We start from the raw sequence: 26,603 nt of genomic DNA on the forward strand, positions 1-26,603 counted from the left end.
CACCGCTCAGTAGGGTCGGGGTCATGGAAGACGACCCCGTTCCCCCCCACCCCTCGTCCCCTGGGGCGGGCCCTTGGAACGGGACCGCCCACCCCGACCGCGACCGGCTGCTCGAGCTCATCGTCGAGCTCGCCGTGGTGCACGGGAAGGTGACGCTGTCCTCCGGGCGGGAGGCGGACTGGTACATCGACCTGCGGCGGCTGACCCTGCACCACGAGGGCGCCCCCCTGGTCGGCCGGGTGATGCGGCAGCTGACCCGGGACCTGGCCTACGAGGCGGTCGGCGGGCTCACGCTCGGTGCCGACCCGGTGGCCACCGCGATGCTGCACGCCGCGGCCGACGGGGAGGGGTTCCTCGACGCCTTCGTCGTCCGCAAGCAGGGCAAGGCGCACGGGCTGCAGCGGCGGATCGAGGGCCCGGACGTCGCCGGCCGGCCGGTGCTCGCCGTCGAGGACACGTCCACCACCGGCGACAGCGTGCTGCAGGCGGTGGAGGCGCTGCACGAGGCGGGTGCCGAGGTGGTCGCCGTCGCGGTGATCGTCGACCGTGGCGCCCGGGCCGCCGTCGAGGCGGCCGGCCTGGAGTACCGGGCGGCGTTCGAGCTGTCCGACCTCGGCCTCGGCTGAGCCGCCGGTCCCGCCCGCCGTTGTGCGCTGATGGTCCCCTGCGGCACCCGGAAGCGACATCGAGTGCACAACGGCTGATGACGGCAGGGGCCTCCTCCGTCCTACCGTTCCCGGATGACCAGCCCACCCAGGCGGCGCGACCGGTGGACGTCGTTCGTCGCCGACCCCGATCACCCGCGCGTCCTCCACGAGGAGGGCAACCCGGCCCACCGCGCTCGCGTGGAGCACGACCGCGCCGTCCTGCTGGTGCACCTCTCCGACGAGGACGGCGACGGGTGGACCACGCTCGCGGTCGACCGCGCCACCCGCCGCTACGCGGTCGGCCAGGCCCCCACCCAGCTCGCCGCCGCCCGCCAGGCCGTGGAGTCGTTGCGCGCGGAGGTGCCCGCCGGGCCGCAGAGGTGACAACCTGGGCCCATGAGCACGTCGCGGGAACGACTGCTGGTCATCGGCGGCGACGCCGCCGGGATGTCCGCCGCCGCCCAGGCCCGGCGGTTGCGGGACGCGGACGACCTGGAGATCGTCGTCCTCGAGCAAGGGCGGGACGTCTCCTACTCCGCCTGCGGCATCCCCTACTGGGTCGGCGGGCTGGTGACTGACCGCGACGACCTGATCGCCCGCACGCCGGCCCAGTTCGCCGCGCGAGACATCACCGTGCACACCGGCACGCCGGCGATCGCGATCGACCTGGACGCCGGGGAGGTCGTCACCGGGGGCGGCGAGCGGCTGGGGTACGACCGGCTGGTGGTGGCCACCGGCGGCCGGCCGGCGCGCCCGCCGATCCCGGGCCTGGATGCCCCCGGTGTCTTCGGCGTGCACCGGCTGGACGACGGCGCGGCGATCCGGGCGGCGATCGACGACGGGGCGCGCACCGGGCTGGTGCTCGGCGGCGGGTACATCGGGCTGGAGATGGCCGAGGTGCTGCAGCGGCGCGGGCTGGACGTCACGGTGGTCCTCGCCGACCCGCTGCCGATGCAGCTGCTGGACGACGACATGGGGGAACGGGTCTGCGCGGCGATGGGGAAGATGGGCATCGCCGTCCACACCGACCAGGCGGTGCGCGAGGTGCTCGTCGACGCCGCGGGCCGCGCCTGCGGGGTGCGCACCGACGCCGGCACGTACGACGCCGACCTCGTCGTCCTCGGCCTGGGCATGCGCCCGGAGGTGCAGCTGGCCGCCGACGCCGGGCTGGCCCTGGGCCCCACCGGCGCGATCGACGTCGACCGCAGCCAGCGCTGCCGGGAGCACCCGGAGGTGTTCGCCGCCGGGGACTGCGCCCAGACCCACCACCGGGTCACCGGCGAGGTGGCCCACGTGCCGCTGGGCACGCACGCCAACAAGCAGGGGCGGGTGGCCGGCTCGGTGATCGGCGGGCGGCCGGCCCGCTTCGCCGGCGTGCTCGGCACCGCGCTCACCCGGGTCGGGGACCTGGAGGTGGCCCGCACCGGCTTGTGCACCACGCAGGCCGAGCAGGCGGGCTTCGCGTTCCGCACCGAGGTCATCGAGGCGACCACCCGGGCCGGCTACTTCCCCGGGGCGGAGGAGATCGCGATCAAGCTGATCAGCGAGGCGGGCTCGGACCAGCTGCTCGGCGCCCAGGTCGTCGGCGGGCCGGGCTCGGGGAAGCGCATCGACGTGCTGGCCACCGCGATCTGGGCCGGGCTGACCGCCGAGGAGCTCGCCGGCACCGACCTGTCCTACGCCCCGCCGTTCTCGCCCACCTACGACCCGGTCGTGGTGGCCGCCCGGGTGCTCAGCCGGACCGAACAGGGCTGAGCGGCAGGCCCGGCTGCGCCACGGGCGATCAGCCGGTGGGATGCTGACGTCCAGCAGAGCCGCTGGTCCCCGACATCAGGAGAGCACCGCATGCCCATCGCGACCCCCGAGGTCTACGCCGACATGATCACCCGGGCGAAGGAGGGCGGCTTCGCCTACCCGGCGATCAACTGCACGTCGTCCGAGACGATCAACGCCGCGCTGCGTGGCTTCGCCGACGCCGGCAGTGACGGGATCATCCAGTTCTCCACCGGCGGCGCGGAGTTCGGCTCGGGCACGCGGGTGAAGGACATGGTGACCGGTGCCGTCGCGCTCGCCGAGTTCGCCCACGTCGTCGCCGAGAAGTACCCGGTGCAGGTGGCGCTGCACACCGACCACTGCCCGAAGGACAAGCTCGACAGCTACGTCCGGCCGCTGATCGCAATCTCCCAGGACCGGGTCGACGCCGGCCAGGCGCCGCTGTTCCAGTCGCACATGTGGGACGGCTCGGCGGTCGAGCTGACCGAGAACCTGGAGATCGGCCAGGAGCTGATCGCCAAGTGCGCGTCGGCGAAGATCGTCCTCGAGGTCGAGATCGGCGTCGTGGGCGGCGAGGAGGACGGCGTCGCGCACGAGATCAACGAGAAGCTGTACACCGCCGACGGCGACTTCGTGCGGACGGCGGAGGCCCTCGGCCTCGGCGAGAAGGGCGTGTACCTGCTGGCCGCGACCTTCGGCAACGTGCACGGCGTCTACAAGCCCGGCAACGTGAAGCTGCGCCCGGAGGTGCTCGAGCGCGGCCAGGCCGTCGTCGCCGAGCAGTTCGGCCTCGGGGACGGCGCCAAGCCGTTCAACCTGGTCTTCCACGGCGGCTCCGGGTCGGACCTGTCCGACATCCGCGAGGCCATCTCCTACGGCGTCGTGAAGATGAACGTCGACACCGACACCCAGTACGCCTTCACCCGGCCGATCGTCGGCCACATGTTCAGCAACTACGACGGCGTGCTCAAGGTCGACGGTGAGGTCGGGCTCAAGAAGGCTTACGACCCGCGCACCTACATGAAGCTCGCCGAGACCGGCATGGCCCAGCGGATCGTGCAGGCCTGCGAGGACCTGCTGTCGGCCGGGCAGTCCCAGGCCGGCTGATGACGCACGCGCACCACAACCTGCTCGGCGAGCCGCCGGCGACCCTGCTGCCGGCCGATCCCGGGGCCGAGCTCCTGGTGGGCGGCACCGACCCGGCGGAGGTCGCCGCGGCGCACCCGACGTCCCGGGCGGCGTGGGCCGCGCTGGCGGACCAGGCACTGGCCGACGGCGCCACCATCCAGGCCTACGCCTACGCCCGCACCGGCTACCACCGGGGGCTCGACGCGCTGCGCCGCAACGGCTGGAAGGGCCACGGCCCGGTGCCGTGGTCGCACGAGCCGAACCGCGGGTTCCTGCGCTGCGTCACCGTGCTCGCGGCGGCCGCGGAGCGGATCGGCGAGGTCGACGAGCAGGAGCGCTGCACTGAGCTGTTGCGCGACTGCGACCCGTCACTGACTGGTTGACCTGCCAAATCGTAGATCGACTCGCGCTGCGGAGAGGACCGCCAGGACCTACCCTTCGCTCTCCTGACCACCGTCCGGTGGCCCTGAAAAGAGGGAGGTGCCCATGGTCACGCTGCTGTGGATCCTGGCGGTCGTGTTGGTGATCGCGGGGATCGTGGCGATCGTCCGAGGGCAGATGCTGTGGGGGATCGTGCTCATCGTCGTCGGGCTCCTGGTCGGACCCGGCGGGGTGAGCGTCTTCGCCTGAACGGCGGGGCCGCTCTCCGCGAGGAGAGCGGCCCCGCTCGCCACGCCTCAGGGCACGAGGATCGCGCGCCCGCGGACCCGGCCGGCGTCCAGGTCGTCGATCGCCGACTGGAAGTCGTCCAGCGCGTACTTCGCCGTGTGCAGCATGACCTTCTGCTGCGCGGCCAGCGCCATCAGGTCGACCAGGTCGTTGTACGAGCCGACCAGGTTGCCCAGCACGTTGATCTCGGCCGAGATCAGGTCGATCGTCGGGACGTCGACGTTCTCCCCGTACCCGACCACCAGGTAGTCACCGGCCCGCCGGGTCATCGCCAGGCCCTCCTTGGTCGAGCCGCCCTCACCGACGAAGTCGATGACCACCTCGGCCCCGTGCCCGCCGGTGAGCTGCTGCACCCGCTCCACCTGGCCGCCGTCGGCCACCACGCCGTGGTCGGCGCCGATCGACTCGGCCAGCTGCAGCGCATCGGCGTTGCGGTCGACGACGATCAGCTCGGCGGGGGAGAGCGCCTTGAGCACCTGGATCCCGATGTGCCCGAGGCCGCCCGCGCCAATCATCACGCAGCGGAAGCCGGGGCGCAGGCGCCGGGCCGCCTTGGCCACCGCGTGGTAGGCGGTGAGCCCCGCGTCGGCCAGCGCCGCGACGTCGGCCGGCTCCAGCGACTCGTCGATCCGCACCACGCTGCGTGCCGAGGTCTTGAGGTACTCCGCGTACCCGCCGTCGGTGTCGATGCCGGGGAACTGCGAGTTCTCGCAGTGCACGTCGTCCCCGGAGCGACAGGCACGGCAGAGCCCGCAGGTGACCAGCGGGTGCAGGATCACCTTGTCGCCCTCGGCCACGTGGGTCACCGCGCTGCCCACCGCGGCGACCCAGCCCGCGTTCTCGTGCCCGATCGTGTACGGCAGCTGGACCTGCGACTTCTCGGCCCACTGGCCCTCCAGGATGTGCAGGTCGGTGCGGCAGACACCGGCCCCGCCGATCTTCACGACCACGTCGTGCGGACCGGTGACCTCGGGCTGCGGTACGTCCTCCATCTGCAGCGGCTGGTGGTACCCGGTGACGCGGACGGCTCTCATGACAGGACCTCCAGGGGGAGCAACGGGTGGGTGTCCGGGTCGGGGTGCACGGGGTCGGGATCGGGCCGCGGTGCCTGGTCGGCCTCCGCGCCGGGGTAGCGGGTGGCCAGCAGGCCGCGGCAGAAGTGGGCGTTGCCGTCCACGGAGATGCGCACCGAGCGGGCCCTGCGCAGCAGCAGCGATGACTGCTGCGGGGAGGGGCGGGTGCCGTCGTCGGTGACGAGCACGGGGGCGTCGCCGTGCGTCGGGAGCCCGAGGGTGGCCCGCCGGCGCAGCAGCGCATCGGTGGTCGGCTCGTCCGCCGGCAGGTCCCTGAGCCGGACCTCGGGCAGGTCGGCCTCGGTCCGCGACCGGTCGGCACGGAGCAGCGCGGTGAGGGCCCGCTCCATCGCTGCGGTGTGCGCCTTCCGGTGGAAGGTCGCCCGCAGCTCGTCGAGGGACTCCTCGGCCTCGTGCCCGAACGTCCCGCGGTAGCCGGCCGCCGCGGCCAGCCCACGGTTGATCAGGTCCGAGTCGGAGTGGTCGTCGAGCTCCACGACCACCCGCTCGACGCCGGGGACGGCGGCCACGGCCTCCTGGGCGTCCGACGCCATGAGCCACGCGAAGTTCTGCGCGCAGAACGACGTCGGCAGCCGCAGGTGCACCTCGACCGTGGCCCCCTCGACGCTCACCGAGCGGACGAACCCGAGGTCGGTGATCGGCTCGTCGAGCTCCGGGTCGACGACGGTGCCCAGCGCGGCGCGGACCTCGGTGTCGGTCAGCCCCGGCAGCAGGGTCGCCGTCATCGGGCCATCGCCAGGTCGGCCGCGCCCGGCTCGCGCGGGCCGGTGGCGGTCTCGGCGGCGGCGGGCAGCTGCAGGCGCTCGGGCACGGGGATGTGGTACAGCGTCGCCGCGTTGAGGCCCAGCACCTTCTTCTTCACCGCGGTGGTCAGCGGCGCGTACTCGGTCATGTCCTCGGGGATCTGGAAGTCCACGAAGCGCTCCACCAGCCACTTCGGCGTCCAGAGCGCGTAGTCGCTGGAGAAGGAGATCCGGTCCTCGCCGAGCCAGTAGACGAGCTCGCCCATGATCTGGGCGAAGTAGCGGGGCCGGGTGTGGATGAACGGCATCGCGACCGCGAGACCGGCGTGCACGTTCGGTTCCTGGGTGGCGATCCAGCAGAAGTCCTCCAACCGGGGCAGCCCGCAGTGCTCCACCACGAAGTTCAGGTCGGTGAAGTCGCTGGCCGCGTGGTCGACGTCGGCGACGTCGAAGGCGTCCCGGTCCAGCGGCCGGATCGTCGGGCCCTTGTGGATGTGGATGTTCCTGATCCCCAGCTCGCGGCACACCTCGAGGTACCGGTAGGACCACGGGTCGCTGAGCTTCCAGCCGCGGGAGTCCCCGTGCCAGTCGGCGGTGTAGAGCTTCACGCCCTTGAGGCCGAACCGCTCGGCGTCGGCGCGCAACTGGTCCAGCCCCGCCTCGCCGTCGCGCGGGTCGAAGTAGTGGTTGTAGGTCAGCTTGTCGGGGTGCTGCTGGGTCAGCGCCCAGGCCTCCTCGGTCTGCCCGAACCCCCGCTCGTAGAACTCGGCCAGCCGGGCCGGCTGGAAGACGGCGTGGTCGACGATGCCGTCGGCGAAGACGTCCCGCATCAGCCGCTCGCCGCCCTGGTACAGGTACTCCTCGTACGACCACACCTCCGGTTCCGGGCTGAGGTTGCGGTGGTAGTCGTAGAAGCAGTCGATGAACTGCTTGCCGTGCACGTTGCGCTGGTTCTCCGGCCGCGCGTCCCACAGGGCGATGTGCGCGTCGACGATGAAGTAGTCCTCGCCGTCCTTGCTGTACATGGCGTCCTCCTCGGCTGCCCCGGCCCGCTGCGAGCTGGGTCACATCGGGACCGACGCTAAGGAGGGCGCGTGATGCCGGGGACGGGTGAGCTGTCTCACTTTGAGACACCTCGGCCGCCGGTGCGGCCCCGGGAGACCGCCTACATTCGCGGGCACGCATCGGAGCGTCCCCGGGAGTCGCCGTGCCCGCTCGACCCGCCGTCCCACCGGAGCCGGCTTCGCGGCCGGCCGGGCCCGGCAGGCTGCTCGCCCGGCCGAGCAGCCCGGCGCGGGTGCGGGCCTCCTGGCAGCGCAGCGAGCGCTACGGCGTCACTCCGGAGGAGGTCGTGCCGGTCTACGTCGACGGGCTGCCCACCGACTCGTTGTTCTACGAGTGCGGCTCCGAGGTGGTGCGCGGCCTGCACGGCACGCTCGCCGGGGAGCCGGTGGGCTTCATACTCACCGATCCGCAGGGACTCGTGCTGGCCCGCTGGTGCGAGGACACGACGATCAACCGTTCCCTGGACCGGGTGCACCTGGCCCCGGGCTTCTACTTCGGCGAGCAGACCGCCGGCACCAACGGGCTGGCGCTCGCCCTCGCCGACCGGGTGCCCACCCTGGTCCGCGGCGACGAGCACTACGTCGCGCCGCTGCGCCGGTACACGTGCGCGGCGGTGCCCGTGCTGGACCCGCGCGGCGGGGAGCTGGTGGGCAGCATCAACCTGACCACCTGGTCCGAGGCGTCCTCGGAGCTGCTCCTCGCGCTGGCCCAGGCCGCCGCCGGCAACACCACCGCGCTCATGCAGGTGCGGGCCGGCGGCCGGCTGCCGCGCCCGGCCCCGCGCGGGGAGGTGTTCCACGTCCTCGCCGGCCGGCTCCCCGGCGCCGACCCGTGCACGTCCGGTGCCTGGCGGGCAGCGGTGGACGCCACCCGCGCCGCGGTCACCGCCGGGCGGGCGGTCGCCGTCGTCGGCGAGCAGGGGGCCGGGCGGACGACGGCGGCCGCGCTGGCCCGGCTGGCCACCGGGCTCCGCGAACGGGTGCTGGTCGCCCGTCCGCCGGACCCGGCCGACGTCGACGGCTGGCTGACCCTCTGGTCCCCGGAGCTGCGGGCGCCGGACACCTGCGTCGTGCTCTCCGACGCCGACGCGCTGCCGGCCTGGGCGGCCGAGCACCTCGTCACCGAGGTCACCGCCGCCGGTCGTCCGGCCGGGGCGCCGCAACCCCTGGCACTCACCGCGACCTCGTTCACCGACGTCCCCGAGCCGCTGCGCTCCCTCGTCGACGCCGTGGTGGAGGTGCCGGCGCTGCGGCACCGCGCCGAGGACGTCGAGCCGCTGGCCCGCGCCTTCGCCCGGCAGCTGCGTCACCGGGAGGTCCAGTTCACCCCACGGGCGCTGCGGGCGCTCGCCGCCCATCCGTGGCCGGGCAACGTGCGGGAGCTGCGCGCCGCCGTCCGGGAGGCCGCCGCCCGCACCGACGTCGTCGACGTCCAGCACCTGCCGCCGGCCGTGCTCGCCGGCTCCACCCGCACCCTCAGCCGCCTGGAGCAGCTGGAACGGGACGAGATGGTGCGCTGCCTCAGCCGGCCGGGGACCACGGTGGGGCAGGCGGCGACGGAGCTCGGCCTGTCCCGGGCCACCCTCTACCGCAAGATCGCCCAGTACCGGATCAGCGTCTGATCAGCGGTCACCGTGCGCCGCCCGCAGCGAGTCGGTGAGCGCGGACAGCTCGTCGCCGCCGGCGACCAGCCGGGTCAGGTCGTCGGCGTCGACGTCCTCCCGGGTCAGGTCCCCGGCCACCCGGCCGCCGCCGAGCAGCAGGAAGCGGTCGCCCACCAGGTGGGCGTACTGCGGGCTGTTGGTGACGAACAGGACCGCCAGCCCGTCGTCGCGGGCGGCGACCACCGCCTGCAGCACCAGCGCCCGCTGGGCCACCGTCATCGGGGCTGTGGGCTCGTCGATGACCAGCACCCGGGCGCCGAAGTGCAGCGCCCGGGCGATCGCCAGGCTCTGCCGCTCCCCGGCCTGCAGCGCGCTGGCCGGCTGATCGGTGCTGAGGCTGGTGACGCCCACCCGGGCCATCGCCTGCTCCGCGATCGCCCGCGCCCGGCCGGTGTCCAGCCGCCGGAACGGCCACAACCCCCGGGTCGGCTCGGCGCCCAGGAAGAAGTTCCGCCACACCGACATGAGCGGCGCGATCGCGAGGTCCTGCCAGATGGTGGCCACGCCCAGCGCCCGGGCCTGCTGCGGCGACCGGAACCGCACCGGCCTCCCGTCGACCAGCAGCTCCCCCTCCGCGGGGTGCAGCAACCCCGACAGCAGCGCCACCAGCGTCGACTTGCCCGAGCCGTTCTCCCCGAGCACGCAGGTGACCTCCCCGGCCCGCAGGGCGAGGGAGACCCGGGACAGCGCCGGGACGTTCCCGAACCGCACGGTGACCCCGCGCAGCTCCAGCACCGGCGCGGGCCGCTCCTCGGTCGTGCTCATGAGCGGGGCACCGCGCGCAGCCGGCGGCGCACCAGGCCGTTGGCCAGCAGCGCCACGAGCAGGCAGAGCCCGAGGAAGGCCTGGAACCAGCGCGGGTCCCAGTCGGCCAGCGCGATCCCCTCCCGGGCCACGCCGTACAGGAGGGCGCCCAGCGCCGCACCGTAGGGGGAGCCGTACCCGCCGGTGAGCAGGCACCCGCCGATCACCGCGACGACGATGAACTCGATCTCCGCGCCGAGCGCGGGGTCGACCTGCACCCCGCCGAGCCGGACCAGGCCGAGCGTGCCGATCAGCCAGCCGGCCGTGGCGGTGCCGAGGAAGAGCAGGACGGTGGTCCGCCCCACGGGGACGCCGAGCTCCCTGGCCGCCCGCCGGGCGCCACCGCTGGCGAACACCGCGTTGCCGAAGCGGGTCCGCCACAGCAGCCAGCCGGCGAGCAGGGTCGCGCCCACCCACCACAGCAACGACACCCGGTAGCGGCCGTCGCCGAGCTGCGCGGTCGACCCGAACACCGCCAGCGCGGAGGACCAGCCCTCCGCCTCCGCCAGCCCGGTGATCCGTGACGACCCGGCGACCGCCGCGGCGACGGCCAGCGAGCTGCCCTGCAGCACGAGGAACGTGGCCAGGGTGACCAGGAAGCTCGGCAGCCCGGTCGACACCACGAGCAGCCCGTTCACCGCCCCGACCACCAGCGCGGCCAGCAGCGACAGCAGCATCGCCGGCCAGATGCCGAGGCCGGCCTGGGTCACCAGCAGCGAGGTCGCCAGGCTGCTGCCCACCGCCACCACGCCGATGGACAGGTCGAACTGGCCGGCGACCAGCAGCAGTGCCACCGCCACACCGCCGATGCCCAGCGGGGCGGCGATGTCCAGCACCGTCGCCAGGCCGCCGGTGCTCAGCAGCATGGGGGCCTGCACGGTGAAGAGGAGGCCGACGGACAGCACGCCGAGCAGAGCGCCCAGGCTCGGGCGGGCGAGCATCCGGTCGAGCAGCCGGCGGCCGGCCGAACGCGGCACGACCGGCACCGGAGGACCGAAGCCGAGCGGGCGGTAGGTGACCACCGGAGCACGGCCCGGCGTGGAACCGGCCAGGCGACGGGACGACGGCAGCGAGACCTCCAGGGAGCGGGCTGTCTCCCCAGTGTCCACGATCCGGGACCGGGCCCGGCCTCCGCTCACGGGCGGAGGCGCCAGCGGACCCGGTCGTCGGCGTACCAGGTCCACTTCGTGACCTCGCGGTCGAACGGGACGCCGTCCCGGAGCACCCGGGCGGGAGCGCACGCGATCTGCAGCGCCCGTCCGGTGGTGCGCCGGGCGGGCCGCAGCGGCACGGTCACCACGGCGACGGCGATCCGGTCGACCGCTGTCCAGTCCGGGCGGACCTCGATCCGGGTGATCGGGCCGTCGGCCACCCGCTGGTCGTCGTGGTAGGCCTGCGCGCCGAACCGGCGGGCCAGCGCCCGGCGCGGGTCCCCGGCGGCGGAGACCCGGCCGTGCGCGAGCAGCACGCCGCCGTGGTCGTCGCGGACCAGCGGCAGCTCCCGCTCGGTGCCCGACCCGACGCCCAGCGCCCGGGCCAGCCCGGCCGACGCCGGGTCGCCGGCGGGCTCCCAGCTGACCGGCACACCGGGCAGCCGCTCGGTGCGCCACAACCGGGCCAGGACGGCGGCCAGCGCCGGCACCGGTCCCAGCACGTGCACCGCCTCCGCCGGGTCCACCACCGAGGCGACGTGCCGTCTCGACGGCGGCTGCTCGGCCGCCAGACCGCGCAGGTCGAGCTGTGTCGCGGGCATGCCGATACCCTGCCACCTGGCCAGCCGGGACCCAGTGGTGTCCTGGGCCCACTGAACGAGGAGACGTCCCCGATGCCCGCTGTCGTGCTGATCGGTGCCCAGTGGGGCGACGAGGGCAAGGGCAAGGCGACCGACCTGCTCGGCGGCCGCGTGCCCTACGTCGTCCGGTACCAGGGCGGCAACAACGCCGGGCACACCGTCATCACGCCCGACGGCGAGAAGTACGCCCTGCACCTGATCCCCTCGGGGATCCTCACGCCCGGCTGCACGCCCGTCATCGGCAACGGCGTGGTCATCGACCCCGAGGTGCTGATCGGCGAGCTCGCCGGCCTGGAGGAGCGCGGCGTCGACACCTCGCGCCTGGTGATCTCCGCCGACGCGCACCTGATCATGCCGCACCACCGCGCGCTGGACCGGGTCACCGAGCGGTTCCTGGGCAAGCGGAAGATCGGCACCACCGGCCGCGGCATCGGCCCGGCCTACGGCGACAAGGTGGCCCGCACCGGCATCCGGGTGGCCGACCTGCTCGACCTGTCGATCCTCCGGCAGAAGCTCGAGGGCACGCTGGCGGAGAAGAACCAGGTCCTGGTCAAGGTCTACAACCGCCGGGCGATCGACGTCGACGAGGTCGTCGAGGAGTACGCCGGCTACGCCGAGCAGCTCAAGCACCGCATCGCCGACACCCGGCTGGTGCTGGGCAAGGCCCTCGACGCGGGCGAGTGGGTCCTGCTGGAGGGCTCGCAGGGCACCCTGCTCGACGTCGACCACGGCACCTATCCGTTCGTGACGTCGTCCAACCCGACCGCCGGTGGCGCCGCCGTCGGCGCCGGCGTCGGCCCCACCCGGATCACCCGGGTCGTCGGGATCCTCAAGGCCTACACCACCCGGGTCGGCTCCGGCCCGTTCCCCACCGAGCTGCACGACCAGTGGGGCGAGTACCTGCGCGAGCAGGGCGGCGAGGTCGGCGTCACCACCGGCCGGGACCGCCGCTGCGGCTGGTTCGACGCCGTGGTCGCCCGATACGCGACCCGGGTCAACGGGATCACCGACTACTTCCTCACCAAGCTCGACGTCCTCTCCGGGCTGGAGACGGTGCCGATCTGCGTCGCCTACGAGATCGACGGCGTCCGGCACGAGGAGATGCCGATGACGCAGAGCGACTTCCACCACGCCCTGCCGGTCTACGCGGAGATGCCCGGCTGGTCCGAGGACATCAGCGGGTGCCGCCGGTTCGCGGAGCTGCCGGCCACCGCGCAGGCCTACGTGCGCCGGGTGGAGGAGCTCTCGGGTGCGCGGGTCAGCGTCATCGGCGTGGGCCCCGGCCGCGACGAGAACGTCGTCGTCCACGACCTGCTGGACTGAGGAGGCCGCAGCGTCACCTGATCACTGCCCGGTGGGGCCCGACGGCCTCAGCGGCGGGGCCTGATGGGGGCGAGGGCCTCGGCGGTCAGCTCGGCGCGGGCCCGGTGGGCCGTCTCCGGCGCGTCGGTGATGACGCCGTCCACGCCGAGCGCGAACAGCAGCCGGGCCTCCGTCTGGGCGTCCCCGAGGCCGCTCGGGTCGGCGCCGTGCCGCAGGTGGCTCGGCAGGAACACGTTCTCCGGGCGCAGCGTCCACGGGGTGACCGTGAGCCCGGCCCGGTGCGCCTGGGTCACCAGGTCCGAGACGCCGAGCAGCGCCCCGTCGGCGTGGTGGGTCAGGATCCGGCCCTTGTGCGGGGCGATGCCCTCGGCGTAGGTGGAGATCTCCCGCAGCCCGGCCGGGGTGACCAGCGCGTCCTGCACCCCCTCCTCGTCGACGAGCTGCACCAGCCGCGGACCGGCGGGCCCGAGGCCGGACCGCAGCTCGCGCAGGGCGGCGGGCTCGAAGGCCATGACCACCACGGGGCCGTCGGGCTGGACGGCGTCCAGCCGGCGGAGCTCCCCGGCCAGCAGCTCGGTCATCGGGAGGCCGATCGAGGCGAACCACCCCGGGTGCTTCAGCTCGGCCTGCACCCGCACCGCCCGCCCCGGGGCGGAGCGGGAGCGGGCCAGCGCCACGACCTCCGCCAGGGTCAGCACCCCGAACCGGCCGTCGTAGGTGGTGTTCAGCGGGCGGACGGCGGGCATCCGCTCGACCGCCCGCAGGGTGCGCAGCTCGGCGAGGGTGAAGTCCTCGGTGAACCAGCCGGTCACCTCGACACCGTCGACCTCCTGGGTCCGCCGGCGGCCGGCGAACTCGGAACGGGCGGCGACGTCGGTCGAGTGGGACAGCTCGTTCTCGTGCCGGGCCACCAGCGCGCCGTCGCGGCTGACGACGAGGTCGGGCTCGATCAGGTCGGCGCCCAGGTCGATCGCCAGGGCGTAGCTCGCCGCGGTGTGCTCGGGGCGGTAGCTCGGGGCCCCGCGGTGGCCGACGATCACCGGGGTCCGCGTCTGGCTGCGCGGGATGACGGGCTGCAGGCTGGTCTCTGCCATGAGCCCAGTGGAACCGCGGCGGGTGACGACGGAGCGAACGCGCGCCGTCACTCGTCTGACAAATGAGAGGACACGGCCCTGACCAGCGGTCCACTATCCCCGGTGTGATGGAACTCATCCCCCTCGGATGGACCGCGGAGCGGAGCCAAGACGTCCCCGGCGGCTGCGCCGTGGCCCGCGTGGCCCGCGTCGACCGCGGCCGGCTCACCGTGCTGACCGCCGGCGGCGAGCAGCGCGTGCACCGCGCCGGGACCCTGCAGGACGACGCGAGCGGCACCGGCCCGGCGGTCGGCGACTGGGTGGCCGTGCGTGGCGAGCAGGCGGTCGCCGTCCTGCCCCGCCGGACGGCGTTCGTCCGCACGGCCGCGGGCCGGGGCTCCGAGCCCCAGGTGGTCGCGGCCAACGTCGACCTGGTGCTCGTCGTCGACGCGCTCGGCGGGCCGCCCCGGCTGCGACGGGTGGAGCGCTACCTCGCCGTCGCGTGGGGGAGCGGGGCGACGCCGGTCGTCGTCCTCACCAAGGCGGACCTGGAGCCCGACGTCCCCGTCGCCGTCGCCGCGGTGGCCGCCGACGCGATCGGTGTCCCGGTGCTCGCGGTCAGCTCCATGACCGGCGCAGGCCTGGACGACGTCCGCGCCCTGCTCGGCCCCGGCTGCACCGCGGCCATGGTCGGCCCCTCCGGCGTGGGCAAGTCCAGCCTGCTCAACGCGCTCGCCGGGCGGACGGTCGCCGGGACGGCGGAGATCCGGGGTGACGGCCGGGGCCGGCACACCACCACCGCCCGGGAGCTGCACCTGCTGCCCGGCGGCGGGCTGCTGGTCGACACCCCGGGGATGCGCGAGCTGGCGCTGGCCGGGGAGGACGGCGTGGACACCGCCTACGCCGACGTCGCCGGGTACGCCGCCGACTGCCGGTTCCGCGACTGCGCGCACCGCACGGAGCCGGGCTGCGGCGTGGCCGCGGCCATCGAGCGGGGCGACCTCGACCCGGCCCGGCTGACCGCCTGGCGCAAACTGCAGGCCGAGGCGCACCGGCAGGAGCTGCGCGCCGACGCGCGCGCCCGGGCGCTGGAGACCGCCCGGGTCCGCGCGCTCTACCGGGAGATGCGGGCCCGTCCGGCGAAGCCCCGGGGCGGTCGCTGACCTCCGGGCCTCGGTAGGTTCGGCCCGTGCGCGTGCTCGTGATCGGCTCCGGTGCCCGGGAGCACGCCCTGTGCGTGGCTCTGCAGTCCGACCCCGCCGTCACGGCGCTGGCCTGCGCGCCGGGCAACGCCGGCACGGCCGTGATCGCCGCGCCGTTCCGGGTGGACGTGGCCGATCCGGTTGCGGTCGCCGCGCTCGCCGCCGAGTGGCGGGCCGACCTGGTCGTCATCGGGCCGGAGGTCCCGCTGGTTGCCGGCGCCGCCGACGCGGTGCGGGACGCGGGGATCGCCTGCTTCGGCCCGTCGGAGCAGGCGGCGCAGCTGGAGGGCTCCAAGGCCTTCGCCAAGCACGTGATGACCGCGGCGGGCGTGCCGACCGCGCGGTCCTGGGCGGTCGGCGGGCCGGCCGAGCTGGACACGGTGCTCGACGAGGTGGCTGCGGTGGACGGCGGCGCGCCGTTCGTCGTCAAGGACGACGGGCTGGCCGCCGGCAAGGGCGTGCTGGTCACCCCCGACCGGGACGCCGCCCGCGCCCACGGGCGGGCGGTCCTCGACGCCGGGCACGCGGTGCTCGTCGAGGAGTACCTGGACGGCCCCGAGGTCTCGCTGTTCGCCGTCACCGACGGGACGACGGTGGTGCCGCTGGTGCCCGCCCAGGACCACAAGCGCCGGGACGACGGCGACCGCGGCCCCAACACCGGTGGGATGGGCGCCTACGCCCCGCTGCCCTGGGCGCCGGACGGCCTGGTCGACGAGGTGCTGGCCACCGTGCTGCAGCCCACCGTCGACGAGATGGCCCGCCGCGGAGAGCCGTTCAGCGGCCTGCTCTACGCCGGCCTGGCGCTGACGTCCCGGGGAGTGCGGGTGGTGGAGTTCAACGCCCGCTTCGGCGATCCCGAGACCGAGGTCGTGCTGCCGCTGCTGGAGACGCCGCTGGCCGGCCTGCTGCACGCGGCGGCCACCGGCACGCTCGCCGACCACCCGCCGCTGCGCTGGCGGGAGGGCGCGGCGGTGACCGTCGTCGTCGCGGCCGAGGGCTACCCCGAGCGGCCGCGCACCGGCGACCCGATCAGCGGCGCGGACGGCGAGGGGGTGCTGCACGCCGGCACCGCCGTCGGCCCCGACGGGCTGGTGCACTCCGCGGGCGGGCGGGTCCTCGCCGTCACCGCGGTCGGCGCCGACCTGGCCACCGCCCGGCAGACCGCCTACGAGCGGCTGGCCGGGATCCGGCTGCGCGGCGCGCACTGGCGCACCGACATCGCGCTGGCCGCGGTGGAGGGCCGCATCAGGTGACCTGAGGGAGCGGCCTCCCTGCCGGGCCCCGCAGCGAGTCGTGGGGGCAGGGCGGTCCATCAGTCGGCCCGGACCAGCCGGCGGGCCCGGCGGGTGTCCGGCTGCGGTGGGCGTGGGCCCTCGTGCCGCCGGGACAGGTAGGTGCCCGCGACGTTGCCGCAGGCGATCACCGGGACGGCGATCAGCGCGCCGAAGATCCCGCCGATCAGCAGCCCGGCGGCGATGCCGAGGACGACGGCCAGCGGGTGCACCGACACCGCCCGGCCCAGCAGCAGCGGCTGCAGCACGTGCCCCTCCAGCTGCATGATCAGCACGATGATGCCCAGCGCGATCAGCGCCCGGACCGGCCCGACCGCCACCAGGGTCACCAGCACCGACACCGTGCCGGCCAGGAACGACCCGATGATCGGGATGAACGCGCCGAGGAAGACCAGCGCGGCCAGCGGGACCACCAGCGGCGTGCCGAGGAACAGCAGCCCGATGCCGATGAACACCGCGTCGAAGGCGGCCACGCCGACGGTGGCCCGCACGTAGGAGATCAGCGTGCGCCAGGAGCGGCGGGCCGCCTCGTCCAGGTAGGCCTGCGAGTTGACCGGGGCCAGGCCGAGCACCCACAGCCAGATGTGCCGGCCGTCCATCAGGAAGAAGAACAGCGTGAACAGGGTCAGCAGCATGCCGGTGAGCACCTCGCCGACGGTGGTGGCCGTGGTCAGCGCACCAGTGGTGAGCACCTGCTCGTTGTCCACGAGCACCCGCTGGGCGTTGGCGATGGCGTCGTCCAGCTGCCCCGGCGAGACCGGGAGGGTGTCGGTGACGAAGTCCCGGATCTGGGTGATGCCCTGGTCGACCTGGGTGGCCAGGTCGGCGTAGCCGGCGACGAACTCCTCGACGACGAGGGTGATGATCCCCGCGACCACCCCCAGCCCGACGACCAGCATGGTCGTCGCGGCCAGCGGCTTGGGCCAGCCGCTGCGGCGCAGGTACGAGGCGCCCGGCTCGAGCAGTGCGGCCAGCAGCAGCGCGACGAAGACCGGCACGATCACCACCGCGACGTAGGCGGCGGCCCGCAGCACCAGGTAGAGCGCGGCCACCACGACCAGCAGCCGCCACGACCACGCGGCGGCCACCCGCAGCCCGTTGGGCACGTCGCGCTCGGCGGAGCGGGGGACGTCGGGGGCGAGGAGGCTGCCCCGGCTGCGGTCCCGGCCGGGGCGCGGGGGTGGTCCGCCGGGCCGCGGCGGTCCGCTGACCCGGCCGGGGACGCCGAGGTCGGGCGCGTCGGGGTGGGGCGAGCCGACCGCGAGGTCGCCGTCGTCGGCGGGCGGCTGCTCGTCCGTGCCCTCGACGGCCTCCGCCGGTGCCGCCGGTGCCGCCGGCGCCGCCGTCTCGACCCGGGCGAGCAGCGTGGCACCGTCGCCCACCCCCGGGACGTCGTCCCGCTGGCCGGTGTCGGGCTCCAGGTGGCCGTGCCGCTCGTCGTCCATCACCAGCACGACCCGGGTGTCGGGCCAGCTCTCCGGCCACGCGTGCGGGTCCTGCTCGGCCGCCTGGATCCGGGCCCGGGCCGCCTCCACCAGGCGGCGGGCACGCTGCAGCATCGGGTCCTCCACGGGAGCGGGCCGAGGGGGCGGCGGGCGGGCAGGGTACGTGCGGGAGAATGGTCCCCGTGGTGCGACGAGCAGACCAGACCGCGGCGGTACCCGCATGATCGACCGCTACACCCTGCCCGAGATGGGCCGGGTATGGAGTGACCAGCACAAGTACGAGCTCTGGTGCCGGGTCGAGACGCTGGTGCTGGAGGAGCACGCGAAGGCCGGCCGGGTGCCGGCCGACGTCGTGGAGCCGGTGCGCAACGCGCTCCCGCCGACCCCCGAGCGGGTCGCGGAGCTCGAGGAGACGACGCAGCACGACGTCATCGCGTTCCTCACCGCGTGGGCCGACAACACCGAGCCGCGCTCGGCCGCGGCCTACGTGCACCACGGCATGACCTCCTCCGACCTGCTCGACACCGCGCTGGCGGTGCAGCTCACCGACGCGACCGACGTGCTGCTGGCCAAGGCCGACCGCCTGGTCGCCGCGCTGCGCGACCACGGGCTGGCCCACCGGGACACGATCAAGGTCGGCCGCACGCACGGCGTGCACGCCGAGCCCGACGTCTGGGGCCACCGGGTCGCCGACCTGGCCTTCGCCGTGGCCCGTTCCCGGGACCGGCTGCGCCGAGCCCGCGAGGCGGTCGGCGTGGTGGCCATCTCCGGTGCCGTGGGCACCTACTCGCTGATCGACCCGTCGGTGGAGGTCGCCGTCGCCGACGCGCTGGGGCTGCGGCCGGCCGACGCCTCCACCCAGGTGGTGCTGCGGGACGGCATCAGCGAGTGGGTCGCCGCGCTCGCGGTCATCGCGACGGTGTGCGAGGCGATCGCCCTGGAGGTCCGGCACGGGCAGCGCACCGAGGTGCGGGAGCTCTCGGAGGCGTTCGGCTCGGGCCAGAAGGGCTCCAGCGCGATGCCGCACAAGAAGAACCCGATCCGCTCCGAGCGGATCGCCGGGCTGGCCCGGGTGGTGCGCGCGGCGATCGTCCCGGTGATGGAGGGCATCCCGCTGTGGCACGAGCGGGACATCTCGCACTCCTCCACCGAGCGGGTGTTCCTGCCGGACGCGGCGGTCACCACCGACTACCTCCTGGACCTGACCGCCGGGCTGGTGGAGGACCTGGTCGTGGACGCCGACCGGATGCGCACCAACCTGGAGTCGACCGGCGGGCTGATCTACACGTCCTCGGTGCTGCTCGAGCTGGTGGAGGGCGGCCAGTCCCGCGAGGGCGCCTACGCGCTGGTCCAGGGGGCCGCGATGGAGACCTGGCAGACCGGCACCCCGTTCCGCGAGACGCTGCGCACCCGGGCGGGCGCCGACGGAGTCACCCTGGACGAGGCCCGGCTCGACGAGATCTGCCGGCCGGAGCGCTACGTGCAGAACCTCGGTCCGCTGTTCGAACGACTGGCGGTGCTGTCATGACCCTCGACCTGCCCCTCGTCGCCCGCGGCAAGGTCCGCGAGGTGTACGCCGTCGGGGCGGACCGGCTGCTGCTGGTCGCCAGCGACCGGATCTCCGCCTACGACCACGTGCTGCCCACCCCGATCCCCGACAAGGGCCGGGTGCTCACCGCGCTGTCGGTGTGGTGGTTCGAGCAGTTGACGCCGGTGCTGGACCGGTTCGGTGCCTCGCACCACCTGGTCTCGGCCACGGACGTGCCCGCCGAGGTGGCCGGCCGGGCGATGCTGGTCCGCCGGCTGGAGATGCTGCCGGTCGAGTGCGTGGCCCGCGGCTACCTCGCCGGGTCGGGCACCGTCGAGTACGAGCGCACCGGGGCGATCGTCGACGTGCCGCTGCCCGCGGGGCTGGTGGAGGGCTCGCAGCTGCCGGCGGCGGTGTTCACGCCGTCGACCAAGGCGGCGGCCGGGGAGCACGACGAGGCGATCGACTTCGCCACCGTCGAGCAACTGGTGGGGCCGGTGCGCGCCGACGAGCTGAAGGCGCTGACCCTGGCGCTCTACGACCGGGCCGCCGAGATCGCCGAGGACGCCGGGATCCTGCTGGCCGACACCAAGTTCGAGTTCGGCACGGACGGCGACGAGCTGGTGCTGGGCGACGAGGTCCTCACCCCGGACTCCTCGCGCTTCTGGCCCGCGATGACCTGGTCACCGGGCGCGCCCCAGCCGTCGTTCGACAAGCAGTTCGTGCGGGACTGGCTGACCACCTCGGGGTGGGACCGGACCGGGACGCCGCCGGAGCTGCCGGAGGACGTCGTCGCCGCCACCCGCGAGCGTTACGTCACCGCCTACGAGAAGCTCACCGGCCGCCGGTTCGCTCAGTAGATGGCGGCGAGACCACGGGCGCGGGCGTTGCGCAGCGCGGTGAAGACGTGCGAGCGGATCAGGTCGGCCGAGCCGGGCGGCAGCGCCACGAACCGGAGCGACCACTCGTGCAGCGAGTCGCTGCGCCGCCGGCGCCGGACCAGCAGGACGTCGGTGACCAGCTCGTCCGAGTACAGGTCGAGGGTGAGCTCGAGCGGAGTCGTCTTCGACGGGTAGGGGACGTGCAGCCCGAGGTCGCCGTTGGGCCGGAAGACGGCGAGCAGTCCGCCCTCGCTGAGGTCCACGGTGCTGCCGACCAGCGTGGTGGCGTCCCAGCTGACCGAGATCCGGAGACCGATCGGTGCGCGGACGCTCTCCCGCCGCTGCACCCTGCTGGCCGGCCCGGCGATCCGGAGCTTCCACAGGCCGTCGCTGGTGATCCCGGCGATCTCCGTGGGCACCGAGCGCAGGCCGTCGTCGGACTGCCAGGACACCTCGAGCAGGTCCCGGTCGACGAAGATGGAACCCGTGCCGATGCCGTTGCGCGGCTGGGTCACGTACACGAAACCGTTGGCGTAGCGCCGGACCCGGCTGGTGAGCGCCTCGTCCTTGCCCAGCGGCAGGATGCTGAGCGCCGTGTCCTGGCCCGGGTGGTCGACGTTGGGCTTGCGTAGGGCCATGGTCCGCTCCTCCTCCCGGAACCGGTACCGCGGCGGCGGTCCGTGAGGTCTTGATCGGCACCGGCGGGCGCACCCTGATCCCGACCGGAACGGCCGCCACCCGTTCGGGGGAGCGGGCGACCGACGGCGGACCGCTGGTCGGATCGGGGCGGTCGGTACCCTCGGAGCCGTGCCCGAGGTGGTCGTCGACGTCGTCCTGAAGCCAGAGATCTCCGATCCGCAGGGGCAGGCCGTTCTCGGCGCCCTGGGCCGGCTCGGACACAGCGGCGTCCGCAGCGTCCGCCAGGGCAAGCACTTCGTGCTCGAGGTCGACGGTGACCCCGACGAGGCCGAGCTGCGGCAGATCGCCGAGACGCTGCTCGCGAACCCCGTCATCGAGGACGTCGAGCTGCACCTCCCCACCGACTGAAGGACCCTGCTGTGCGCATCGGTGTCATCACCTTCCCGGGCTCCCTGGACGACGGCGACGCCGCACGCGCGGTGCGGCTCGCCGGGGGCGAGCCGGTCTCCCTCTGGCACGCCGAGCACGACCTGAAGGACGTCGACGCGGTCGTCCTGCCCGGCGGGTTCTCCTACGGCGACTACCTGCGCGCCGGCGCCATCGCCGCCCGCGCCCCCTTGATGCGGGACGTCGTCGCCCGCGCCCGCCAGGGCCTGCCCGTGCTGGGCATCTGCAACGGTTTCCAGGTGCTGTGCGAGTCGGGGCTGCTGCCCGGCGCGCTGACCCGTAACAGCCACCTGCACTTCCGCAACCGCGATCAGCAGCTGCTGGTCGCGCGCGCCGACACCGCGTGGACGTCGTCGTACACGGCCGGACAGCGGATCACGATCCCGGTGAAGAACGGCGAGGGCCGGTACGTCGCCGCTCCGGCCGAGCTCGACCGGCTGGAGGGCGAGGGGCGGGTCGTCGTCCGGTACGTGAACGGCAACCCCAACGGCAGCTCCCGCGACATCGCCGGCGTGTGCAGCGAGGACGGCCGGGTGGTCGGGCTGATGCCGCACCCGGAGCACGCGGTCGAGGAGCTCACCGGCCCGGGCACCGACGGCCTGGGCTTCTTCACGTCGGTGCTCGCCGCGGTCGTGGCCGCGTGAGCCTGGACACCGTCGAGCTGGCCGCGCGGACCCCCGACGACGAGCAGCCCTACGCGGAGCTCGGCCTGCGGGCGGAGGAGTACCAGCGGATCAAGGACATCCTCGGCCGCCGGCCCACCACCGCCGAGCTGGCCATGTACTCGGTGATGTGGAGCGAGCACTGCTCCTACAAGTCCTCCAAGGTGCACCTGCGCCGCTTCGGTGACCTGCCGCCCAGCGACGCGCTGCTGGTCGGCATCGGGGAGAACGCCGGTGTCGTGGACGTCGGCGACGGCTACGCCGTCACCTTCAAGGTCGAGTCGCACAACCACCCCAGCTACGTCGAGCCCTACCAGGGCGCGGCCACCGGCGTCGGCGGCATCGTCCGGGACATCCTCACCATGGGCGCCCGGCCGGTCGCCGTGATGGACTCGCTGCGCTTCGGCCGGGCCGACGCCCCCGACACCGCCCGGGTGCTGCCCGGCGTCGTCGCCGGCGTGGGCGGCTACGGCAACTGCCTGGGCCTGCCCAACATCGGCGGCGAGCTGCTCTTCGACGACTGCTACGCCGGCAACCCGCTGGTCAACGCCCTCTGCGTGGGGGTCATGCGGCACGAGGACGTCCGGCTCGCCAAGGCCGAGGGCACCGGCAACAAGGTGGTCCTCTTCGGTGCCCGCACCGGCGGCGACGGCATCGGCGGCGTCAGCGTGCTGGCGAGCGAGACCTTCGACGACTCCGCGGACGGACAACGGGGCCCCGCCAAGCGGCCCAGCGTCCAGGTCGGCGACCCGTTCACCGAGAAGCTGCTCATCGAGGCGTGCCTGGAGATCTTCGCCGCCGACCTCGTCACCGGCATCCAGGACCTCGGCGGCGCCGGCCTGTCCTGCGCGACCAGCGAGCTGGCCAGCGCGGGCACCGGCGGCATGCACATCGACCTGGACGCCGTGCCGCTGCGCGACAGCACGCTCACCCCCGCCGAGATCCTGATGAGCGAGTCGCAGGAGCGGATGTGCGCGATCGTCGAGCCGGACGAGGTCGACGCCTTCCTCGCCGTCTGCCGCAAGTGGGACGTGCCGGCCACGGTCATCGGTGAGGTCACCGACGGCGACCGGCTGGTCGTCGACTGGCACGGGCAGCGGATCGTCGACGTCCCGCCGCGCACGGTGGCCCACGAGGGCCCCGTGTACGAGCGGCCGATGGCCCCCCCGGCCGACCTCGACGCGCTGCAGGCCGACGCGCCGCCGTCGTCCTCGGCCGACCTGCGGGCCGACTGGCTCGCCGTCGTGTCCAGCCCGGACGGCGCGGACAAGACCTGGGTCACCGAGCAGTACGACCGCTACGTCCGCGGCAACACGGTGCTCGCCCAGCCCGAGGACGCCGGTGTGGTGCGGATCGACGAGCAGAGCAACCGCGGCATCGCCCTCGCCCTCGACGGCAACGCCCGGTTCGCCCGGCTGGACCCCTACACCGGGGCGCAGCTGAACCTCGCCGAGGCCTACCGCAACGTCGCCGTCTCCGGCGCCCGCCCGCTCGCGGTCACCAACTGCCTCAACTTCGGCTCCCCGGAGGAGCCGGAGGTGATGTGGCAGTTCGCCGAGGCCGTCCGCGGGCTGGCCGACGGCTGCCGCGAGCTCGGCCTGCCGGTCACCGGCGGCAACGTGAGCCTGTACAACCAGACCGGCGAGACGGCGATCAACCCGACGCCGGTGATCGGCGTGCTCGGCGTGCACGAGGACGTCACCCGGCGGGTGCCCGGCGGCTGGCGGGCGGACGGCGAGACGGTGCTGCTGCTGGGCGAGACCCGGCCGGAGTTCGGCGGCTCGGCGTGGGCCGCGGTCGTGCACGGGCACCTGGGCGGGCGGCCGCCGGCGCTGGACCTGACCGCGGAGCGGGCGCTGGCCGAGCTGATGGTGCGGCTGGCGGCCGAGGGGCTGGTCAGCTCGGCGCACGACGTCGCCGACGGCGGGCTGGCGCAGGCGCTCACCGAGTCCGCCCTGCGGTACGGCACCGGCGCCCGGCTCGGCCTGGCCGGCGACCCGACGGCCGCGCTGTTCAGCGAGTCGGTGGCCCGCGTCGTCGTCACCACCGCGGACGCGGGCGCGGTGCGCGCGGCGGCGGAGGCGGCCGGCGTGCCCGTCACCGAGCTGGGGACGACGGGTGGCGACGCCCTGGTGGTCGACGGCGCGCTGGAGCTGCCGCTGGCCGAGCTGCGGGAGGCGTGGACGGCGACCCTGCCCGCGCTGTTCGGCAGCCCCGAGGTGGCGGTCGGCACCGTTCCGGCGGGCACCGTCCCCACCAGCTGAGCGCCGTGCCGGCACCCATCCCCGCCGACGAGCTGCGGGCCGCGGTCGCCGCGACCCGGCCCTGGCTGGCGGGCGAGGAGGAGCGGCCGGCCCGGGCGGTGCTGGGCGCGGCGGTGAAGACCTCGGCCCGTTGGCTGGCCCAGCAGGTGCCGGGGCGGTCGGTGGAGCTGCGGGTGCCGCCGTTCGTCGCCGTCCAGTGCGTGCCGGGGCCGCGGCACACCCGGGGCACCCCGCCCAACGTGGTGGAGACCGACCCGGCGACCTGGCTGCGGCTGGCCACCGGGGAGCTGAGCTGGGCCGACGCGCTGGCCGCCGGACAGGTCAGCGCCAGCGGCAACCGCGCGGACCTGTCCGAGCACCTGCCGCTGCGCCCGCTGCGCTGATCGGCCGGCTCCAGCTCCAGACCCGCCCCCCGCTCCCCGCCCGGTTGATCGCCCCGCCCGGTTGATCACCCCGCCCCCCGCCCAGTTGATCATCGGCATATGGTTGCTCGACACGCCGACGGGGCCGGCCATACGCCGATGATCAACGGGGGGGGTGGGGGAGCGGGGGGAGGGGCGCTGTGGATGGTGTGGGTCAGCCGAACAGCGAGCTCGCCGTCTTGATCGTCTGGTAGAGGCCGTAGGCCAGCGGGACGCCGACCAGGGTCCAGGCGAGGGCGATCAGGCCGACGGGGGTGTGGGTCTGCTGCGGCTCGCTCATCGGGAGGCTCCTTCCGGAACGGCGGTCGAGGAGGCGGTGCTGGGCTCGTGCCACCTGCTGGCCACCGGCTTGATCAGCAGGTTGGCGACGAAGCCGACGGCCAGCAGGCCGACCATGATGAACAGCGCCGGCCGGTAGTTGCCGGCGACGAGCTCACCGGGGGTGCCCTGGGTGTCGAGCACGCCGTTGACGATCAGCGGCCCGGCCACACCGGCGGCCGACCACGCGGTCAGCAGCCGGCCGTGGATGGCGCCGACCTGGTAGGTGCCGAACAAGTCGCGCAGGTAGGCCGGGACGGTGGCGAACCCGCCGCCGTAGAAGCTGATGATCAGCGCGGCGAGGATCACGAACAGCCAGGTCGCGCTGCTGCCGACGGTGGCCAGCAGCACGTAGAGGATCATGCCGACGCCGAGGTACACCATGTAGATCGGCTTGCGGCCGATGAAGTCCGAGGTCGTCGACCACGCGAACCGACCCCCCATGTTGAACAGCGACAGCAGGCCGACGAAGCCGGTCGCCGCGGCACCGGCGACCAGCGAGCCGTCGCCCTGCCGGAAGAAGTCCTGGATCATCGGGCTGGCCTGCTCGAGGATGCCGATGCCGGCGGTGACGTTGCAGAAGAGCACGACCCACAGCAGCCAGAACTGCGGCGTCCGGATGGCGTTGCCGGCCGAGACGCTGGCGGTGGTGACCAGCTCGCGGTGCTTGACCATCGAGGGGTCCCAGCCGGCCGGCTTCCAGCCGTCGGCCGGCACCCGCACGATGAACGCGCCGAACATCATGAAGACCAGGTAGACCAGGCCCAGGGTGAGGAACAGCATGGACACCGCGTGGCCGCTGGCGATGGACGTCGGGACCTTCGGGTCGTACGCCGGGTCGTAGAAGCTCATCAGCTGGCGGGACAGCGGCGAGGCGATCAGCGCGCCCCCGCCAAAGCCCATGATCGCCATGCCGGTGGCCAGGCCCGGCCGGTCCGGAAACCACTTGATCAGCGTGGAGACCGGGGAGATGTAGCCGATCCCGAGGCCGATGCCGCCGATGACGCCGTAGCCCACGTACAGCAGCCACAGCTGGTCGGTGGCGATGCCCAGCGAGCCCACCAGGAAGCCGGTGACCCAGAAGCAGGCGGAGGTGAACATCGCGGCCCGGGGACCGTTGCGGTCCACCCAGGTGCCGAACAGCGCGGCCGCCAGACCAAGCATGACGATCGCGATCGAGAAGATGATGCCGATCGCGGTCAGGCTGGACTCGAAGTGCGAGACGAGCGCGGCCTTGTAGACGCTGGTGGCGTAGGCCTGGCCGATGCACAGGTGCACGGCCAGCGCGGCCGGAGGGATGAGCCAGCGGTTGAAGCCCGGGCGCGCGATGATGCGCTCCCGAGCCAGGAAGCTGGGTACTGCCACGGAACGACCTCCGGGGTGCGGGAGCGGTGCGGCCGGATGGACGCGACCGGGCGACCTGTCCGGCTGCTGTGAGCCTGGTCGCGGCCGGAGCACGGTACGACGACACGCTCGGATCGGCGCGCCGAAGCCGGGACGACGGAGGCGCCGAGACCGGATCGTTGCCTGGTGCGCACGAACCGGGCACCCCAGGCACACAGGCCCCACCTGTCCCTAGGGTGAGCGGCATGCCGTACGAGGTGAGGGGCGTCGTCGCCCGCAGCAAGGGTGCTCCGGTGTCGATCGAGACGATCGTGGTCCCCGATCCCGGGCCGGGTGAGGCGGTGGTGGACGTGCAGGCCTGCGGGGTCTGCCACACCGACCTGCA

General features: G+C 74.1%; 27 protein-coding genes. 16 read left to right on the forward strand and 11 right to left on the reverse strand.

Annotation, left to right across the window (positions count from 1 at the left end):
• Positions 1–23 precede the first annotated feature (23 nt).
• The 6 genes from pyrE to HK417_RS07505 all read left to right on the forward strand — a co-directional run bounded on the left by pyrE (position 24) and on the right by HK417_RS07505 (position 4,178).
• A complete protein-coding gene (pyrE, locus tag HK417_RS07480; RefSeq protein WP_222264942.1) occupies positions 24–626 on the forward strand; it encodes an orotate phosphoribosyltransferase in 603 nt (200 codons plus the stop codon).
• A gap of 114 nt (positions 627–740) precedes the next feature.
• Positions 741–1,031 (forward strand): hypothetical protein, encoded by a 291-nt coding sequence (locus HK417_RS07485; protein WP_222264944.1) that lies wholly within the window; start codon positions 741–743, stop codon positions 1,029–1,031.
• A gap of 12 nt (positions 1,032–1,043) precedes the next feature.
• Positions 1,044–2,402, forward strand: coding sequence for an FAD-dependent oxidoreductase (locus HK417_RS07490; RefSeq protein ID WP_222264946.1), 1,359 nt, complete (start codon positions 1,044–1,046; stop codon positions 2,400–2,402).
• 90 nt (positions 2,403–2,492) lie between these two features.
• On the forward strand, positions 2,493–3,527 hold the full coding sequence (fbaA, locus tag HK417_RS07495) for a class II fructose-bisphosphate aldolase (RefSeq protein ID WP_222264948.1): 1,035 nt from the start codon (positions 2,493–2,495) through the stop codon (positions 3,525–3,527).
• Positions 3,527–3,931 carry a DUF3151 domain-containing protein gene (locus HK417_RS07500; protein WP_222264950.1) on the forward strand — a complete coding sequence of 135 codons (405 nt, stop codon included), beginning with the start codon at positions 3,527–3,529 and terminating at the stop codon, positions 3,929–3,931. Before fbaA ends, HK417_RS07500 begins: the two co-directional genes overlap by 1 nt.
• Before the next feature lie 103 nt (positions 3,932–4,034).
• Positions 4,035–4,178: a GPGG-motif small membrane protein gene (locus HK417_RS07505; RefSeq protein WP_222264952.1), complete on the forward strand. Its 144-nt coding sequence runs from the start codon at positions 4,035–4,037 to the stop codon at positions 4,176–4,178.
• 47 nt (positions 4,179–4,225) lie between these two features.
• Here HK417_RS07505 and HK417_RS07510 read toward each other — a convergent pair whose 3' ends face one another.
• The 3 genes from HK417_RS07510 to HK417_RS07520 are packed head-to-tail and all read right to left on the reverse strand — an operon-like array spanning position 4,226 to position 7,079.
• Positions 4,226–5,251, reverse strand: coding sequence for an NAD(P)-dependent alcohol dehydrogenase (locus HK417_RS07510; RefSeq protein WP_222264954.1), 1,026 nt, complete (start codon positions 5,249–5,251; stop codon positions 4,226–4,228).
• Positions 5,248–6,036, reverse strand: a complete 789-nt coding sequence (locus HK417_RS07515; protein ID WP_222264956.1) for an iron-sulfur cluster assembly protein — start codon at positions 6,034–6,036, stop codon at positions 5,248–5,250. The genes HK417_RS07510 and HK417_RS07515 overlap by 4 nt, the downstream gene beginning before the upstream one ends.
• Entirely contained in the window at positions 6,033–7,079 is a 1,047-nt protein-coding gene (locus HK417_RS07520) for an amidohydrolase family protein (RefSeq protein ID WP_222264958.1), read from the reverse strand. Before HK417_RS07520 ends, HK417_RS07515 begins: the two co-directional genes overlap by 4 nt.
• Positions 7,080–7,261: 182 nt before the next feature.
• Between HK417_RS07520 and HK417_RS07525 the strand changes: the two genes are divergently transcribed.
• Complete coding sequence (locus HK417_RS07525; protein ID WP_222264960.1) at positions 7,262–8,740, forward strand: helix-turn-helix domain-containing protein; 1,479 nt, start codon at positions 7,262–7,264, stop codon at positions 8,738–8,740.
• On the opposite strand, the gene HK417_RS07530 is transcribed toward HK417_RS07525, so the two are convergent.
• Genes HK417_RS07530 through HK417_RS07540 form a run of 3 tightly spaced genes read right to left on the reverse strand, consistent with a single transcriptional unit; the run spans position 8,741 to position 11,339 of the window.
• Positions 8,741–9,547 carry an ATP-binding cassette domain-containing protein gene (locus HK417_RS07530; RefSeq protein ID WP_222264962.1) on the reverse strand — a complete coding sequence of 269 codons (807 nt, stop codon included), beginning with the start codon at positions 9,545–9,547 and terminating at the stop codon, positions 8,741–8,743.
• Positions 9,544–10,695: an ABC transporter permease gene (locus HK417_RS07535; RefSeq protein WP_308123431.1), complete on the reverse strand. Its 1,152-nt coding sequence runs from the start codon at positions 10,693–10,695 to the stop codon at positions 9,544–9,546. The genes HK417_RS07530 and HK417_RS07535 overlap by 4 nt, the downstream gene beginning before the upstream one ends.
• 26 nt (positions 10,696–10,721) lie before the next feature.
• Positions 10,722–11,339: a hypothetical protein gene (locus HK417_RS07540; protein ID WP_222264964.1), complete on the reverse strand. Its 618-nt coding sequence runs from the start codon at positions 11,337–11,339 to the stop codon at positions 10,722–10,724.
• A 72-nt stretch (positions 11,340–11,411) separates the two neighbouring features.
• On the opposite strand from HK417_RS07540, the gene HK417_RS07545 reads away from it, so the two are divergent.
• Positions 11,412–12,701: an adenylosuccinate synthase gene (locus HK417_RS07545; protein WP_222264966.1), complete on the forward strand. Its 1,290-nt coding sequence runs from the start codon at positions 11,412–11,414 to the stop codon at positions 12,699–12,701.
• Between the two features lie 47 nt (positions 12,702–12,748).
• Here the strand turns inward: HK417_RS07545 and HK417_RS07550 are convergent, their stop codons facing one another.
• Positions 12,749–13,795 (reverse strand): glycerophosphodiester phosphodiesterase family protein, encoded by a 1,047-nt coding sequence (locus HK417_RS07550; RefSeq protein WP_222264968.1) that lies wholly within the window; start codon positions 13,793–13,795, stop codon positions 12,749–12,751.
• Positions 13,796–13,902: 107 nt separating this feature from the next.
• Here HK417_RS07550 and rsgA point away from each other — a divergent pair, with 107 nt between their 5' ends.
• Both rsgA and purD read left to right on the forward strand, forming a co-directional pair.
• The gene (gene rsgA, locus HK417_RS07555) at positions 13,903–14,937 is read left to right on the forward strand and encodes a ribosome small subunit-dependent GTPase A (protein WP_261326046.1); all 1,035 of its coding nucleotides are present in this window, start codon (positions 13,903–13,905) and stop codon (positions 14,935–14,937) included.
• Positions 14,938–14,963: 26 nt separating this feature from the next.
• Positions 14,964–16,229 carry a phosphoribosylamine--glycine ligase gene (gene purD, locus HK417_RS07560; RefSeq protein WP_222264972.1) on the forward strand — a complete coding sequence of 422 codons (1,266 nt, stop codon included), beginning with the start codon at positions 14,964–14,966 and terminating at the stop codon, positions 16,227–16,229.
• Between the two features lie 59 nt (positions 16,230–16,288).
• Here the strand turns inward: purD and HK417_RS07565 are convergent, their stop codons facing one another.
• Positions 16,289–17,827, reverse strand: a complete 1,539-nt coding sequence (locus tag HK417_RS07565; protein ID WP_261326047.1) for an AI-2E family transporter — start codon at positions 17,825–17,827, stop codon at positions 16,289–16,291.
• Positions 17,828–17,933: 106 nt separating this feature from the next.
• Here HK417_RS07565 and purB point away from each other — a divergent pair, with 106 nt between their 5' ends.
• Positions 17,934–19,241, forward strand: a complete 1,308-nt coding sequence (gene purB / locus HK417_RS07570) for an adenylosuccinate lyase (RefSeq protein WP_222264974.1) — start codon at positions 17,934–17,936, stop codon at positions 19,239–19,241.
• Positions 19,238–20,101, forward strand: a complete 864-nt coding sequence (locus tag HK417_RS07575; RefSeq protein WP_222264976.1) for a phosphoribosylaminoimidazolesuccinocarboxamide synthase — start codon at positions 19,238–19,240, stop codon at positions 20,099–20,101. The genes purB and HK417_RS07575 overlap by 4 nt, the downstream gene beginning before the upstream one ends.
• On the opposite strand, the gene HK417_RS07580 is transcribed toward HK417_RS07575, so the two are convergent.
• Positions 20,095–20,760 carry a PilZ domain-containing protein gene (locus HK417_RS07580; protein WP_222264978.1) on the reverse strand — a complete coding sequence of 222 codons (666 nt, stop codon included), beginning with the start codon at positions 20,758–20,760 and terminating at the stop codon, positions 20,095–20,097. The two genes, HK417_RS07575 and HK417_RS07580, sit on opposite strands and share 7 nt — an antisense overlap.
• A gap of 169 nt (positions 20,761–20,929) precedes the next feature.
• Here HK417_RS07580 and purS point away from each other — a divergent pair, with 169 nt between their 5' ends.
• The 4 genes from purS to HK417_RS07600 are packed head-to-tail and all read left to right on the forward strand — an operon-like array spanning position 20,930 to position 24,517.
• A complete protein-coding gene (gene purS, locus HK417_RS07585) occupies positions 20,930–21,169 on the forward strand; it encodes a phosphoribosylformylglycinamidine synthase subunit PurS (RefSeq protein WP_222264980.1) in 240 nt (79 codons plus the stop codon).
• An 11-nt stretch (positions 21,170–21,180) separates the two neighbouring features.
• Positions 21,181–21,852 (forward strand): phosphoribosylformylglycinamidine synthase subunit PurQ, encoded by a 672-nt coding sequence (gene purQ / locus HK417_RS07590; protein WP_222264981.1) that lies wholly within the window; start codon positions 21,181–21,183, stop codon positions 21,850–21,852.
• Positions 21,849–24,134: a phosphoribosylformylglycinamidine synthase subunit PurL gene (purL, locus tag HK417_RS07595; protein ID WP_308123432.1), complete on the forward strand. Its 2,286-nt coding sequence runs from the start codon at positions 21,849–21,851 to the stop codon at positions 24,132–24,134. The genes purQ and purL overlap by 4 nt, the downstream gene beginning before the upstream one ends.
• A 5-nt stretch (positions 24,135–24,139) precedes the next feature.
• Positions 24,140–24,517, forward strand: a complete 378-nt coding sequence (locus HK417_RS07600; protein ID WP_222264983.1) for a sterol carrier family protein — start codon at positions 24,140–24,142, stop codon at positions 24,515–24,517.
• Positions 24,518–24,710: 193 nt separating this feature from the next.
• Here HK417_RS07600 and HK417_RS25180 read toward each other — a convergent pair whose 3' ends face one another.
• Positions 24,711–24,836, reverse strand: coding sequence for an MFS transporter small subunit (locus HK417_RS25180; protein WP_261326048.1), 126 nt, complete (start codon positions 24,834–24,836; stop codon positions 24,711–24,713).
• Positions 24,833–26,239, reverse strand: coding sequence for an OFA family MFS transporter (locus tag HK417_RS07605; protein ID WP_222264984.1), 1,407 nt, complete (start codon positions 26,237–26,239; stop codon positions 24,833–24,835). The genes HK417_RS25180 and HK417_RS07605 overlap by 4 nt, the downstream gene beginning before the upstream one ends.
• Between the last annotated feature and the right edge of the window lie 364 nt (positions 26,240–26,603).

The sequence above is a fragment of the Modestobacter marinus genome (assembly GCF_019799945.1).
GTDB classification, from domain to species: Bacteria; Actinomycetota; Actinomycetes; order Mycobacteriales; family Geodermatophilaceae; genus Modestobacter; species Modestobacter marinus_B.

Bases quoted from the DNA above. Each gene is read 5' to 3' on its own strand.
- HK417_RS07575 (WP_222264976.1), top strand. From the start codon at position 19,238: ATGACCCTCGACCTGCCCCTCGTCGCCCGCGGCAAGGTCCGCGAGGTG.
- HK417_RS07505 (WP_222264952.1), top strand. From the start codon at position 4,035: ATGGTCACGCTGCTGTGGATCCTGGCGGTCGTGTTGGTGATCGCGGGG.
- HK417_RS07510 (WP_222264954.1), bottom strand. From the start codon at position 5,251: ATGAGAGCCGTCCGCGTCACCGGGTACCACCAGCCGCTGCAGATGGAG.
- HK417_RS07580 (WP_222264978.1), bottom strand. From the start codon at position 20,760: ATGGCCCTACGCAAGCCCAACGTCGACCACCCGGGCCAGGACACGGCG.
- purB (WP_222264974.1), top strand. From the start codon at position 17,934: ATGATCGACCGCTACACCCTGCCCGAGATGGGCCGGGTATGGAGTGAC.
- fbaA (WP_222264948.1), top strand. From the start codon at position 2,493: ATGCCCATCGCGACCCCCGAGGTCTACGCCGACATGATCACCCGGGCG.
- HK417_RS07545 (WP_222264966.1), top strand. From the start codon at position 11,412: ATGCCCGCTGTCGTGCTGATCGGTGCCCAGTGGGGCGACGAGGGCAAG.
- HK417_RS07540 (WP_222264964.1), bottom strand. From the start codon at position 11,339: ATGCCCGCGACACAGCTCGACCTGCGCGGTCTGGCGGCCGAGCAGCCG.
- HK417_RS07485 (WP_222264944.1), top strand. From the start codon at position 741: ATGACCAGCCCACCCAGGCGGCGCGACCGGTGGACGTCGTTCGTCGCC.
- HK417_RS25180 (WP_261326048.1), bottom strand. From the start codon at position 24,836: ATGAGCGAGCCGCAGCAGACCCACACCCCCGTCGGCCTGATCGCCCTC.
- rsgA (WP_261326046.1), top strand. From the start codon at position 13,903: ATGGAACTCATCCCCCTCGGATGGACCGCGGAGCGGAGCCAAGACGTC.
- HK417_RS07500 (WP_222264950.1), top strand. From the start codon at position 3,527: ATGACGCACGCGCACCACAACCTGCTCGGCGAGCCGCCGGCGACCCTG.
- HK417_RS07550 (WP_222264968.1), bottom strand. From the start codon at position 13,795: ATGGCAGAGACCAGCCTGCAGCCCGTCATCCCGCGCAGCCAGACGCGG.
- HK417_RS07530 (WP_222264962.1), bottom strand. From the start codon at position 9,547: ATGAGCACGACCGAGGAGCGGCCCGCGCCGGTGCTGGAGCTGCGCGGG.
- pyrE (WP_222264942.1), top strand. From the start codon at position 24: ATGGAAGACGACCCCGTTCCCCCCCACCCCTCGTCCCCTGGGGCGGGC.
- HK417_RS07520 (WP_222264958.1), bottom strand. From the start codon at position 7,079: ATGTACAGCAAGGACGGCGAGGACTACTTCATCGTCGACGCGCACATC.
- HK417_RS07515 (WP_222264956.1), bottom strand. From the start codon at position 6,036: ATGACGGCGACCCTGCTGCCGGGGCTGACCGACACCGAGGTCCGCGCC.
- HK417_RS07565 (WP_261326047.1), bottom strand. From the start codon at position 17,827: ATGCTGCAGCGTGCCCGCCGCCTGGTGGAGGCGGCCCGGGCCCGGATC.
- HK417_RS07490 (WP_222264946.1), top strand. From the start codon at position 1,044: ATGAGCACGTCGCGGGAACGACTGCTGGTCATCGGCGGCGACGCCGCC.